This window comes from Shewanella zhuhaiensis (assembly GCF_022484835.1).
Taxonomy (GTDB): Bacteria; Pseudomonadota; Gammaproteobacteria; order Enterobacterales; family Shewanellaceae; genus Shewanella; species Shewanella khirikhana.
In genome coordinates this window covers 407,898-420,905 of sequence record NZ_JAKUDL010000002.1, presented here as the reverse complement: position 1 = coordinate 420,905, position 13,008 = coordinate 407,898, and the positions used below count along the sequence as shown (strand labels likewise).

14 protein-coding genes are annotated in these 13,008 nt (G+C 53.7%); 6 read left to right on the top strand and 8 right to left on the bottom strand.

Going from position 1 to position 13,008, the window contains the following annotated elements; translation table 11 throughout:
• Positions 1 to 132 precede the first annotated feature (132 nt).
• Complete coding sequence (locus MJ923_RS07460) at positions 133 to 594, top strand: hypothetical protein (RefSeq protein ID WP_240590542.1); 462 nt, start codon at positions 133 to 135, stop codon at positions 592 to 594.
• 29 nt (positions 595 to 623) lie between these two features.
• Entirely contained in the window at positions 624 to 917 is a 294-nt protein-coding gene (locus MJ923_RS07455; RefSeq protein ID WP_240590541.1) for an antibiotic biosynthesis monooxygenase family protein, read from the top strand.
• 52 nt (positions 918 to 969) lie between these two features.
• Here the strand turns inward: MJ923_RS07455 and MJ923_RS07450 are convergent, their stop codons facing one another.
• The 4 genes from MJ923_RS07450 to MJ923_RS07435 form a co-directional block, all read right to left on the bottom strand.
• Positions 970 to 1,413, bottom strand: a complete 444-nt coding sequence (locus tag MJ923_RS07450) for an Hsp20 family protein (RefSeq protein ID WP_240590540.1) — start codon at positions 1,411 to 1,413, stop codon at positions 970 to 972.
• A 220-nt stretch (positions 1,414 to 1,633) separates the two neighbouring features.
• A complete protein-coding gene (ushA, locus tag MJ923_RS07445) occupies positions 1,634 to 3,349 on the bottom strand; it encodes a bifunctional UDP-sugar hydrolase/5'-nucleotidase UshA (RefSeq protein WP_240590539.1) in 1,716 nt (571 codons plus the stop codon).
• 358 nt (positions 3,350 to 3,707) lie between these two features.
• Positions 3,708 to 4,388, bottom strand: coding sequence for an alpha/beta hydrolase (locus MJ923_RS07440; RefSeq protein WP_240590538.1), 681 nt, complete (start codon positions 4,386 to 4,388; stop codon positions 3,708 to 3,710).
• An 8-nt stretch (positions 4,389 to 4,396) separates the two neighbouring features.
• On the bottom strand, positions 4,397 to 4,621 hold the full coding sequence (locus MJ923_RS07435) for a DUF3389 family protein (RefSeq protein WP_240590537.1): 225 nt from the start codon (positions 4,619 to 4,621) through the stop codon (positions 4,397 to 4,399).
• 90 nt (positions 4,622 to 4,711) lie between these two features.
• Here MJ923_RS07435 and MJ923_RS07430 point away from each other — a divergent pair, with 90 nt between their 5' ends.
• Complete coding sequence (locus tag MJ923_RS07430; protein ID WP_240590536.1) at positions 4,712 to 5,749, top strand: phosphotransferase family protein; 1,038 nt, start codon at positions 4,712 to 4,714, stop codon at positions 5,747 to 5,749.
• 318 nt (positions 5,750 to 6,067) lie between these two features.
• Positions 6,068 to 7,933, top strand: coding sequence for a M1 family metallopeptidase (locus MJ923_RS07425; RefSeq protein ID WP_420854426.1), 1,866 nt, complete (start codon positions 6,068 to 6,070; stop codon positions 7,931 to 7,933).
• Positions 7,934 to 8,003: 70 nt separating this feature from the next.
• On the opposite strand, the gene MJ923_RS07420 is transcribed toward MJ923_RS07425, so the two are convergent.
• The 3 genes from MJ923_RS07420 to MJ923_RS07410 all read right to left on the bottom strand — a co-directional run bounded on the left by MJ923_RS07420 (position 8,004) and on the right by MJ923_RS07410 (position 10,694).
• Positions 8,004 to 8,486, bottom strand: coding sequence for an FKBP-type peptidyl-prolyl cis-trans isomerase (locus MJ923_RS07420; RefSeq protein ID WP_240590534.1), 483 nt, complete (start codon positions 8,484 to 8,486; stop codon positions 8,004 to 8,006).
• A 64-nt stretch (positions 8,487 to 8,550) separates the two neighbouring features.
• Positions 8,551 to 9,423: a WYL domain-containing protein gene (locus MJ923_RS07415; protein WP_126167164.1), complete on the bottom strand. Its 873-nt coding sequence runs from the start codon at positions 9,421 to 9,423 to the stop codon at positions 8,551 to 8,553.
• 65 nt (positions 9,424 to 9,488) lie between these two features.
• On the bottom strand, positions 9,489 to 10,694 hold the full coding sequence (locus tag MJ923_RS07410; RefSeq protein ID WP_240590533.1) for a lytic murein transglycosylase: 1,206 nt from the start codon (positions 10,692 to 10,694) through the stop codon (positions 9,489 to 9,491).
• A 216-nt stretch (positions 10,695 to 10,910) separates the two neighbouring features.
• Here MJ923_RS07410 and MJ923_RS07405 point away from each other — a divergent pair, with 216 nt between their 5' ends.
• Together MJ923_RS07405 and MJ923_RS07400 are read left to right on the top strand one after the other, a co-directional pair.
• The gene (locus tag MJ923_RS07405; protein WP_126167166.1) at positions 10,911 to 11,270 is read left to right on the top strand and encodes a DUF2750 domain-containing protein; all 360 of its coding nucleotides are present in this window, start codon (positions 10,911 to 10,913) and stop codon (positions 11,268 to 11,270) included.
• A complete protein-coding gene (locus MJ923_RS07400; protein WP_240590532.1) occupies positions 11,267 to 11,914 on the top strand; it encodes a hypothetical protein in 648 nt (215 codons plus the stop codon). Before MJ923_RS07405 ends, MJ923_RS07400 begins: the two co-directional genes overlap by 4 nt.
• On the opposite strand, the gene MJ923_RS07395 is transcribed toward MJ923_RS07400, so the two are convergent.
• Positions 11,911 to 12,852, bottom strand: a complete 942-nt coding sequence (locus MJ923_RS07395) for a chemotaxis protein CheV (RefSeq protein WP_240590531.1) — start codon at positions 12,850 to 12,852, stop codon at positions 11,911 to 11,913. The two genes, MJ923_RS07400 and MJ923_RS07395, sit on opposite strands and share 4 nt — an antisense overlap.
• Positions 12,853 to 13,008: the final 156 nt, after the last annotated feature.

Here is a 13,008-nt window from a genome sequence, read left to right as displayed (position 1 = left end):
TGAAGATGACAACATATTGTCATTATTGACAGCTTGAACTGAGTATGACAACATGCTGTCACGATTGACAACTTGTTGTCGTATTCTATCCCATAAAACTTGCCAGGTCAGCAACCAAGCCGGAGCATTATCATGAAAAAATTACTGCATATTGTCGGGGCATTCATAGCAACCCTTTGTATTGCCACTTTCTTTTCAAGCTCCTTGCTGACGGAGCTGTTTGGCAGCCCGGCACAGGTGGCCACGGTAAAAGGCCTGATTGTGTTTCCCGGTCTGTGGCTGCTGATCCCGGCCATGATTGCCACGGGTGCCAGCGGCTCAACCATGGGTCGCACAGGAAAGCTGGTTCAACAAAAGCAAAAGCGGATGAAAATTGTTGCCGCCAATGGCCTACTTATCCTGCTGCCCTGCGCCTTGGTGCTGAATTCTTTGGCCGCTGCAGGTGAATTTACGCCGACATTTTATCTGCTGCAGGCGCTGGAGCTTGTCAGTGGTGCCGGCAATCTTGTCCTGATGGGACTGAATATTCGCGATGGCCTGAAACTGAGTGGCCGTGGCAAAAAGGGCCAGCCTTCAACGCTCACAGGTAAATAACCCACCCGCTCATCGACTGAGGAGTCACTATGTCTGAAGTTACCCTGATCAATCCCTTTACGGTTCCCGCCGGGAAACTCGCCGACAGTATCGCTTACTGGGAACGGCATCGCGATTTTATGGCGACCCAGCCCGGGTATCTGTCTACCCAGTTGCATCAATCCCTCACATCAGATGCCACCTTTGAGCTTATCAATGTGGCCAAATGGGCATCGGAAGACGCCTTTTACCAGGCCGCGCAGAACATGCGTGCCGCCCTTGGCCCTTGTGAGGTCGAAGGTCTACATGGCGATCCGGCGCTATACCGGGTTATCCGCACCTGAAACGCAAAACGCCGGTCATAGACCGGCGTTTTTTATTACGCTGAAGCTGTGGTTATTCAACGTTTTCCAGCACAGGACGGGCGCCAATTTCAATTTTTCGTGGCTTTAAGGCTTCAGGGATTTCCCGAACCAAATCAATGTTCAATAAGCCATTTTCAAGATAGGCACCGGTGACTGTCACATAGTCGGCCAGTTGAAAGGTACGCTCGAAGCCGCGCTCGGCAATGCCCTGATAAAGATACTTACGCTCTGCGCTCTTGTCTTGCTTGTTACCTTTCACCACCAGCTTGTCGCCTTCGCTGCTGATCTCAAGCTCTTCCATGGCAAAGCCTGCCACAGCCATGGTGATCCGATAACGGTTCTCACCTAGAAGCTCGATGTTGTATGGCGGGTAGCCGGCATTACCATTGTTGGCGGCGGCATGTTCGGCCAGTTGCGCCAGGCGGTCAAAACCAATGGCACTGCGGTAAAGGGGGGTCAAATCATAGTTACGCATCGTTATATCCTCATCTAAAAGCAATATAAAAGTGTTGGCCGACCATTGTCGCACCAGAGTTGTGGGCCAGTTTGGCGCCAGAAACGGCATCCCCGAAGGCAATGCCCGAGCCCGATTTATCGCGGCTCACTATCCTATATAGGGGCAGCTTTTTGGCTTTCAACCCCTGAAAAACAAAAAGGCCGGAAATCCGGCCTTTTTGGGTTCACAGTATCAAAGATTACTGAGCAGTTACTTCACAACCCAGTGGGCTGTCAGAGTTGGTGTAAACGATATCACCAACTGGGTTGTAATCGGCAGCCTTAATGGTGCCCTTGGTCTTGAAGAATTCATACAGTACGTCGGCATCAACATAACCAGTCTGAACCGGAGCCAATTTTGGATAGCCATCACCACCGGCGGCGTTGAAGCTGGGTACGGTGAAGGTGTAGCTTGCATCGGCAGCAAAACCTTTACCGTTCACATCGCTGATGTCCACGGTCTTGGCGGTACAGTCAACAGTCATCTTCACACCGGTGATCTGAGCATAGGCACCAGAGCCACGCTGCATGGTGGCAACAGCCGCCAGGTACTCAGCCAGATCAGCACCTGCCATGGTGCTCAGGGTAACCATGTTGCCGAAAGGCTGAACGGTCAGCACGTCGCGGTAAGAGATGTCACCGGCATCGATAGAAGCACGCACGCCGCCAGAGTTCATCACGCCCACATCGGCCTTCACTTTTACAGCCTGCGCCATGGCAATCAGACGACCCAGGTTGGTCTGCTCGTTACGAACGAAATTGCGATCACCTTCCAGACGACCGTCAGTTGACGCAATCACTTCATCCAGAGAGGCCTGGCCTTTGTCCTGGTAGTATTGCAGCAGTTCTTTCAGCTCGGCATCCGGCTCGATGGCATCGGCAACCAGTACCTTGGTCTTGTTACCGGCTTCATCTGTTACTGATTTCTTCAGGTTAACCGGAATGAGCTTGTAAGAAGCCAGGTGCAGTTCACCGTTGAAGTATTCGAAGTCGGCACGGCCAACATACTTGCCCCACTCGTGGGCCTGCATGATCCAGGTACCGTTTTGCTGATCAGGTGTACACTCGTCACCAGGCTGGAAGTCGGCGTAGTTGTTGGTGCCAGGCTCCATACATACTGGGTTTTGAGAGTGACCACCGATAACCAGTTGCAGATCGCCTTTGTTCAGGCTGCGGGCCATGGCCACGTCACCAGGGGCGTTGCTGCCGTTTTGGGCATCAGCATAGTGACCCATGTGCGTTACGGCGAAAACCAGGTCGGCCTTGTTGCCGTCTTTGATTTCCTTGATAACTTTGGCCACTTCTTCTTTTGGATCGGTAAAGGTCAGCTCGCTGATAAATTCAGGGTTACCAATCTTGGCAGTATCTTCTGTTGTCAGACCCACAACGGCGATACGCACACCATTGACTTCAAACACCTTGTAAGCGTCGAAGTAGCGAGTGCCGTCAGCCTTATAGATGTTGGCAGACAGGAATGGGAAGTCGGCCAGCTGGCGCTGCATGTCCAGCACGTTCAGAGGGTTGTCGAACTCGTGGTTACCTACTGCCATGGCATCGTAACCAATTTTGGTCATACCGATGAAGTCAGGAACCGCATCCTGCAGATCAGATTCAGGCACACCTGTGTTGATGTCACCACCGGACAGCAGCAGCACTTCGCCGCCATTGCCTTCCACTTCGCCGCGGATCTGGTCGATCAGCGTCTTACGGGCAGCCATGCCGTACTCGCCGTCTTTGTTTTCCCAAAAACGACCGTGGTTATCGTTGGTATGCAGCACAGTAAAGGTCTTACAGGCATCACCGGCTTCAGCGCACGTTGTTGGTACAACCGGCTCTTTTGGATCGGCATCCATACAGCCAGTGAGAGCTGCCAAAACCGCTGTGGCCAGCATTCCTTTGATCAGTTTATGTGACATATTATCAACCCCATGATTTTATTAATTTTTAACCATCATCAATTGCAGACTTGGCTATCTTGCCATTGGTCGCGCACTATAATAGCAATTTTGACGCCCAATTGTGGCAGAAATATGAATTTTCGTGAGCTAAATGTAGGTTTTGACAGCATTTTTACCAAGCATTTGTTTACCTCACAGAACAAGCTCAATGCTGATTTTCTGATAAATGACGTACGCTAACACCTACGACTGAGTAAACATTCTGTTAAAGTCCCAAAAACAGGGGTTTTCATATCCAAAGTAAACGGCTTGCACTGTTCCAAATAAAAAACGCACCCGAGGTGCGTTTTCAAAAGGCAAAATGAACAATTGATGATTAATTGACCAATTTTTCTAACAACCAGCGGCGAATGTCAGCAAGCTGAGCTGGCAACACACTGTGGCCCATGGAGTAGGTCTGCCAGTTAACCTGATAGCCAGCGGTAACCAGGGCGTCTTTGGCCATTTGACCGGCAAACAAGGGCACCACCTCATCCTGCTCGCCATGATGCTGTAATATGGCTGTCATGCGATTGGCCTCGCTGGCATCCTGTGGCAGCTGCTCACCACCGGGCAAATAACAGGACAATGCCATAATCCCGGCCAATGGCTTGTCAAATCGTAAGCCGGTGAAAAGGCTCATCACCCCGCCCTGACTGAAGCCTGCCAGCACAATGCGCTCACTCGGCACTCCGGCCGCTATCTGCGCCTCAATCAGCCCACGCACCTGTAACTCAGACTCCAGTACCCCGGCCATATCGGCCCGATCGTGCAAATCCATGCTCTTGATGTCGTACCAGGCACGCATAATGTAGCCACCATTGATGGTCACCGGCTGCTCGGGGGCGTGGGGGAACACAAAACGTATAGCCGCATCATCGGGCAAACCAAGGGCGGGCACCACAGGGGCAAAACCGGCCCCTGAATCCCCCAGACCGTGGAGCCAAATCACTGCATAGCGGGCATCGACCTTGGGCTCGACGACAATGGCGTCCAGTGGCTGTTTTTGATTAGTCATTGATATTATTATTCCTTTGGTAATCCATAAAAGTCGCGGATCAGCGCAAGCTGCTCATCGGTATCCAGCGGTAATGTCCAGCTGACCGCGCCCGCATCGGCTATCAGCAACCTGGGCGAGTCAAGCAGCCTGATATCCTCACACAGGGCCCTGAGCTGGACGCCCCCTTCAAGCTTGCAAAGCAGCTCCATCGGGGTAAGGATAAGTTTTCCATTCACAAGTTGCAGTACCATGGCGACGTGCTCCGTGGGCATGCTTGGTCAATACAAGGGGGCAAATTGTATCAGGAAGGTTTGCATAAATCAGGACACATAACAGGGCAATTGCCGGACGGGCCCAATGCCGCCCCTATTGCCCTGTCTCGTGCCCTGCAGGTGCACTCAGATGCAGCAACAGGCTTACCCCTTGAGCGTCTGGCGGACTGGCTGGCAGATTGGACAGTGTCGAAGACAGGTGTTGAAATCACCACCCTTTCCATTAATAACAGTGGCTGGAGCAACCTTGTTATCGACATTAATCATCACTGGATCCTGCGATTACCAAAGCAGCTGATTGCCCCTGAAAAGGGGCTGCCTGCGCCTCGCTTTGCATTGGAGCAGGCGATAATCACCGCGCTTTGTCACCATGGGCTACCCCCATCTCTGATGCCAGCCCTGATCTTAAGTTCTGCGTCAAAGGCAAACACCGCAGGCTCCACGGCCACTGACATACTGCCTGAGGTGATGCTGTACCCCAAAATCGATGGCGCTCACCGTGCCATCGACAGCTTAAGCCTCGAAGCGCAGCAACCACTGGCTCAGCAGCTTGCCCGGTTTCTGGCATCCTTGCACCGGCTACCCCGAGACCCAGAGCTTGTCGGGCTCGGGCTTAATGCGTTTCCCTATGGCGATGATGATTTTTTAGCAGATATTCTGCCATCTGCTGCCGCGCACCTAAGCCGCGACGGCCAGCGAAACGCCCTTGCCTATTTCGAGCATGCCGTGAACAGGTTTGAGCACAATCTCCCGCCCAAGCCGCACATTTGCCATGGCGACTTTGGTCCTGGGAATATTTTGATTGGCCCAGATGGCAGTCTTGGCGGCGTGCTGGATTTTTCCGATGTCTGCCTTGGCGATCCGGCCATGGATTTGGCGCCTTTGTGGCGACGCACTTCTTTAGACTTTTTTGCGGCGCTGCTGGCGCACTATCAAACCGAGCTTGGTGACACGCATTGGCAGGCACTGGATCCTGAAAGCCTGATGGAGCGGATACAATTTCAGGCGCTGAGAAAAGCAGCCTTCGTCATTTGGTATGCCGAGCGCTATGGCTTCGAAGATGGCATACAAAGCAGCCTTGGTTACCTGAAACACCATTTTGAATGAGCGCCAAACTGCGCGATTGAAGTAGCGCCCAACTGTGTGATGAAGTAGCGGGTTGAAAACGCGTATTGGATCCGCGGATGGATTCAATGCTTTGATGTAAGCGAGTCATATGTCTTTTAATCCGCCAGCATAGGCAGCATCTGCGCTGGGTAGGCATGGCTCACACATTGTGTATAATGCATGCAAAATAACAATAGCCTCACATTCAATGCCATGTCTGCCCTAAACCTGCCCAAAGCTAACCGCGTTGCCGGGAAGCCAAGCCTTTCTGCTGTGTTGTCCTCTGGATTTTCTGCGCTGCTGTTTGCTCTGACGTTAATGAGTGCGCCGCACGCCATCGCAGCAGCGCCTATACCAGCAGCCTCTATCCCCGCCGCCTCTATCCCAGCAAAAACGCCTGCGCCGCTGCCCCTGCAACAGATAGATGCCCTTACCTTCGCTAATTATCAGCAAGTGAGATTGGAGCATATCGAGCTTGAATTAACGCTGGATTTTAATCGGCATCAAATTGTCGGCGAAGCGCTGCTGAGCCTCAATTGGCAGCAGCACACAGGTAAACTCATTCTGGATAGCCGCGGCCTTGATATCGATAGCGTCTGGGCCGTGACGCCCTCGGCGAATACGCCGCTTGGTTTTAGTATGGGTCAGCTCCATCCGGTCATGGGCGAAGCCATTATTATCGAAACAGCCACAGCGGTGCCGCAGATTGGCATCCGTTATCGCAGCAGTACCGAGGCCTCCGGGCTTCAGTGGCTCAGCGCCGAGCAAACTCAGGGCAAGCAGGCGCCCTTTATGTTCAGCCAGAACCAGGCTATTCATGCCAGAAGTTGGCTGCCGCTGCAGGACACCCCGGCGGTACGCACCACCTTCAACGCCATCATTCATGCCCCCAAAGGCATACAGGTGCTAATGGGCGCGCAGCGTACGCCCATCGATGAAACCACCACCCGCTTTGAGATGCCCCAGGCCATTCCCGCCTACCTGTTTGCCATTGCCGCAGGCAAGCTCGACTACAAAGCCTTCGATGATAGAAGCGGAGTTTGGGCCGAGCCGGACATGCTGGATGCCGCCTGGCAGGAATTTGCCGAAACGCCGCACATGATTGAGATTGCCGAGCGCCGCTTCGGCCCCTACCGCTGGCAGCGCTACGATCTGCTGGTGCTGCCGCCAAGTTTTCCGTTTGGCGGCATGGAAAATCCCAGATTGTCCTTTATCACTCCAACCGTCATTGCAGGCGATAAGAGCCTTGTCAGCCTCATTGCCCACGAACTGGCTCACTCCTGGTCGGGAAATCTTGCCACCAACGCCAGCTGGGATGATTTATGGCTCAATGAAGGTTTCACCACCTACGTGGAAAACCGCATTATGGAAGATCTTTACGGCAAAGCCCGGGCGCAGATGGAGCTTGCGATTGCCGATGATGAACTGAGAGCCGAGCTGCCGACACTCGATACCAGTGACACGGCACTGAAACTAGACCTTGGCCGGCGAGATCCGGACGATGCCTTCTCCAGCGTCGCCTATGTTAAAGGGCAGCAGTTTTTGCGGGCGCTGGAACATACACTCGGCCGCGACGCCTTCGATAAGTTCCTTTCCGGCTACTTTGACCATTTCGCCTTTAAGAGTGTCGATACCCAGGGTTTTATCGATTATCTGCTTGCCGCTTTCCCCGGCGAAAAGGCACGGCTTGAGCCACTGCTAACCAGCTGGATATTCGGTCATGGCCTGCCCGAGTCCGTACCGGCCATCGACCGCTCGGCCTTTGTTGCCATTGATAACAGCATTGATGACATCAGTGACAGCCAAGCCCACATCAACGGCATGCAAACCAGCGAATGGAGCACCCATCACTGGCTGCATTTTTTACATCAGTTGCAACTGAGGCCTGATGCATCCGATAGCGACAGACTCAAGGCGCTGGATAGCCGCTTTAAGCTAAGCCAAAGCTGCAACAGCGAAATCGCCTTTGCCTGGTACTCACTGGCACTGGCGCGTCACTACTACCAAGTTAAACCTGAGCTTGGTCAGTACCTTGAGCGGATTGGCCGTCGCCGCTTGGTTGTGCCCCTCTACGAGCAACTGGCCGCAAGCGAGGAGCGTCCCTGGGCCGAAGCCGTGTTCAGTCGCGCCAAAGCCGGATACCACCCCATGACCACCCAAAGTGTCGAGCGGCTGTTTCGCTGACCTCATCGCCAAATTCAAGCCATAAAAAAGCCCGGCATCGCCGGGCTTTTTGTTGCATCGATTCAAAAAATCAGTGCTGATGGCCGCCTACGCCGTGGGCGTGGCCATGGGCGATTTCTTCAGCTGTGGCTTCACGGGCAGCAACGATGTCGATATCGAAGGTCAGCTCGCGGCCAGCCAGTGGGTGGTTGATGTCAACGGTGATCATAAACTTACCCACCTTAACCACGGTCACCTGACGCTGACCCTGATCGGTGTTCACAATGGCGCGCATGCCAGGCTTCCACACCTTGGCACCCATCAGGTGCTTGGCTGGAACGCGCTGCTCGGCATTTTCGATGCGCTCGCCATAGGTTTCGCTGGCAGGCAGAGTCACGCTGAATTTGTCACCTACATTCTTGCCTTCGATGGCATTTTCCACGCCGGGCATCATATTGTGATGGCCGTGCAGGTAGGCAACCGGATCATGGCCTTCGTTGGTTTCCAGTACTTCGCCCTTTTCATCACGCAGGGTGTAGTTGAACTGCACCACCAGATCGTCTTTGATTTCCATGAATTGTCCTGTTCATTAATTAAAACCGCTGGAGCTTAACAAAGAAGCGCCCCGCCCTCCAGCCTTATCGGCTCTGCGCACCCGGGACTATGGTGCGATGCTCAATCACATCCAGCACTTCCAGGTTTTTAAGTGCCAACTGGCACACCCCGGAGCTGATTTGGTGGCGACTGCTGCAATCCACGCTCCACTGCCGCAGCAGGTAACCGGCCAGCGCCGCGCGGCAATGCAGCTCAAGCACGCCTTCCTGCATGCCGTAATCAAGCTCTATGGCTTCGGGGAATTTCAGCGAAGGATGGGGGATCAGCAGCAGGCACACCTGGCGCTGCCAGAAACCATCGGCACCACTTCTTTCATGCTCGAGCACCGGCTCACCAAAGCCGCCGATGGTCTTTATCCGGTTGATCACGAAGTCGGTAAACTGGCCATTGTGGCGATCAAATGCCCGCACATGCCAGCGTTGGCCATTATTCACCAGCGCATGGGGCACGATTTCACGGCTGGTTTCGCCGGAGGATGTCGACACGTAACGTATCTTTAATGAAGCGCTGGCCTGGATCGCCCGCATCACTCCCGCCACAATTTCTGGTTCGGGATGAATAAGCGCCACCGCATCGAAACAGACTTCACTGGGCTTTTTCGGGTGAGACAAACCATCACCAAAGCCCTGTGCCAAACCGTGGAGAATCGATTCGGGATCGTGGGGAAACAGCGCCTTGAATCCCGGCTGACGGTGGTAGCGCTTGGTTTGGTGGATTAGCTGCATATTGTCCGGCGCCAACTCCCGGTACAGGGCAAAGTCGCGGGTGGCGGCCGCCAGGCCGGTGGCGAAGCGGCTTATCAGATCCTGACGGCTGATTTCACCAAAATACTGCAGACTGAAATCGATAAAGGCCAGTCGTTGTCGCTGGCCATGGCTGAGTTCATCCAATGGCATGGGGCATTCCCTGTGGTTGATGCAGTTAATGCCCCAAACTTACGTGGCCTTTGCCGATGATGCAATCATTTTGAGCTGATTAACGCCACATCGATTCCTAAAGCCCTGAGGGTGGCATCGTCGGCAAAGCCATCGGGAACCAGCTGATTTTTAGACTGAAAATCACGGAGTGCTGTGCGGGTCTTGCCGCCAATCACCCCATCAGCTGTACCTATGTCATAACCAAGCTCTATCAGCTTGGTTTGCATGGTTTTGATGCCATCCCGGGTGCGTCTTGGCTGGATAGGTGCAGGCACATTCAGAGGTGATGCGCCCATTATCCGATCGGCCAGATGCCCCACCGCCAGCGCATAAAACTCTGAGCGATTCCAGCGCTGGATGACTTCAAAGTTGCTGTAGCCGAGGAAGGCAGGCCCGGTGTGGCCCGCAGGAACGTAGAGCGCTGCCTGCATCTCGAGGGCAGGCACCAAAGCGCCATTGGCCTGCTTGAAGCCAAGCTCGCGCCAGACACTGAGTGGCTGCTTGTGGCTTCTGCCAAGGTGGGCGAAATCGTAGTGTTTTGGCAGCATCACTTCACGGCCCCAGCGCTCGTTGCGCTGCCAGCCCAAGTGCATCAGGAAGTTGGCCGCCGAGGTCAGGGCATCGTCGGTGCTGTTCCACAGATCCACCTTGCCATTGCCATCACCATCGACGGCATATTCAAGGAAGGTGGTTGGCATAAACTGGGTGTGCCCCATGGCACCGGCCCAGGAGCCTACCATGATATCGGCACTCAAATCGTATTTGTCAGCCAGCCGCAGAGCCTGCAAAAGCTCGCTGGTAAAGTAAGTGCTGCGGCGCGCATCGCAGGCAAGAGTCGCCAGCGAATCCAGCACAGGCATTTTGCCTTTATAGCCACCAAAGTTGGTTTCAAGCCCCCAGAATGCCAGCAAATACTGTGGTGGCACCCCGTATTCCTGCTTCAGTTTCGCCAGCAGTTTGCCATGGGTTTTTAGCAGCTTGCGGCCTTCTTCAATGCGCCTGTCGGTGACCCGCTTATTAAAGTAATCGGCAAAAGTTTGGGTAAATTCGGGCTGGCTGCGGTCGAGCTCAACCACCCGTTCTATGGGTTTGATGGCATCGAGATAATTGACGCGTGCAGGGCTGATACCCGCTTCCTGCGCCTGTTGTTTCAGGTTGGCAATACAGCTGTCAAATGGCAGGGATTCGGCGCCGGCAGAAAACTGCGCCAGTAAACTCAATGATGAGGCCAGGATGAATGGATACTTCAAAGCTTCAACTCCTCCGTGTGACCTGGGTCGGGCCGGGTGGCTAAAAAAAGGGACACAGGCGAACCCTCATCCTGCATGATGGCGTCCGCTATGGCAATTGTCGGAGCAAAAAACTCCTGCGAATACGCCATTTCATCATCAATCCGGCGTAAAACTCCTTGGGTTTGTCGTGGCATGCCTTATAATCAATGCATTAACAAACAAAGAGATCCCGCTATGACTGAAATGCAAGGCGCGCTGAAAAGCTTCATCGACAATGTCAAAGAGTCCCAAATGCTGTGGGGGCTTATGGATGCTGAAGGCGAAGGCTGGGTGGTATGTGACTCCAGCGAGTACGAAGAAACCGACGTCATGCCGCTGTGGTCAAGCGAGGCCAAGGCCAGCGAGCATTGCACCGACGAATGGTCAACCTACAAGGCTACCGCCATTCCACTGGTTGAATTCCTCGAGTACTGGGTTGAAGACCTGAACCACGATGGCGTGTTGGTTGGCGTAGACTGGCAGGCCAATGAAGAGTGTCTGGAGTGCGACCCAATCGACCTGGCTCAGTCACTGGCGGAGATTGAAGCCGAGTGAGTCAGGCGTTGCCCCTGGCGGAGGTGCCCTTCGATAAAAGGCATCTCTGCTGGTTTTGTGAAGAGCCCGCTGATGGGCTCTTTGCTTTTATCAGCCCGCGGGAGCGTGAAACGCCCTCCTGCGCCCTGCCCGCCTGTAAAGAATGTCGCCAACTCGCCAAAGGCCGAGAGCTCGACTCACTGGCAGAATATCGCCAATGGGTAAAAGACGGGCTGCTGAAAAAATACGCCAGGCATCTCGCCATCGGCGTGAATTGGACCAAAGAAGAGCTGGAAGACTCAGGCTTCGATTGCAAAATTCTGGGCGGTTTTAAAAAAAGCGCCTGGTTTATGTATGAAGTGGCAAGAGACAGGGTTAATGCCCGCGGCTGGCCGTTGTCAGTGAATGGTGTGCCGCTGGAAGACGCATCAATGGCGCTGGCTTTTGAGCACGATGGATTGCATTTTCCAAGCCTTGGTACCGCTGCTGCCCATTACAGCCGGGTCCAGGGGCTGGATGAAGCCTTTTTATGTGCACTGGTTAAATTGCTCGGGCGCAACCGTTTTGGTTATGCATTGCGGTTGGCCGGGCTGTATCGGGGCGCGGATAACAAGCAAAAACAGCAGTTTTTGCAAGAGCTTAAACAGGATGAGGGGGCGTATTAGGCAAGCACCTGCCGCAGTCGCTCCTGCACCACTTCAACCAAGCGGTCTGGCTGAAACTTGGAAATAAACTTGTTACAGCCCACCTTTTCCACCATGGCGTTGTTGAAGCTGCCACTGAGTGACGTATTGAGAGTAATATACAAGTCTTTCATACGGTTATCGCTTCGCACTTCATGGGTAAGCTTATAACCGTCCATCTCAGGCATCTCGGCATCGGTGATCATCATCAGCAGCTCTTTGGGCACATCAATGCCCTCGTCCGCCCATGACTTAAGCAATTGCAACGCCTGCAAGCCGTCACAAACTTCAATGATTTCCAGCCCGAGCTGACCAAGGGTTTCTTTTACCTGCCGCCGGGCTGTGGAAGAGTCGTCCACCACCAACAGCTTACGTCCGGGCATTTGCGGTAACAGGGATTCATCGAGCACCCCTTCGGAGAGACGCACATCATAGTGAATGATTTCCGCCAGCACCTTTTCCACGTCGATGATGGAAACCAGTTGAGTCACTCCCTGATATTCCAGCCGGGTAATGGCGGTGAGGTAATTATTGCGACCCGCAGTTTTGGGCGGCGGCATGATGTCGCTCCAGGTCATGTTGACGATGTGCTCCACCTTGCCCACCAAAAAGCCCTGCACCGAGCGGTTGTACTCGGTGATGATAAGGTTGGCTTCGCCGTCCGCAGGCAGTGGAGAAAAACCAATGGCCTGGCGCAGATTAATTACGGGAATAGACAATCCACGAATATTGGCCACGCCGCTGATGCTGGGGTGGGCACCCGGCATAGAGCTTAAGTGAGGCAGCTTCACCACCTCTTTGACCTTGAACACATTGATAGCAAACAGCTGCGTCGAATTTATCCGAAACAGCAACAACTCCAGCCGGTTTTCCCCTACCAACTGAGTGCGCTGGTCAACGGTTTCAAGAATTTTGGCCATAAAAACAGGTCTCTTAACGATGGGCGCAAACCGAAATTGTCACACAGCGTCTGCGCAAAGAAAGTGCCAACGCCCTAAATTATAGGCCTTTAACACCACAGCAACCATGGCATGGCGCAATTTTGCCGTGCTTTGATGAGCTTTCGGGTGATCTTT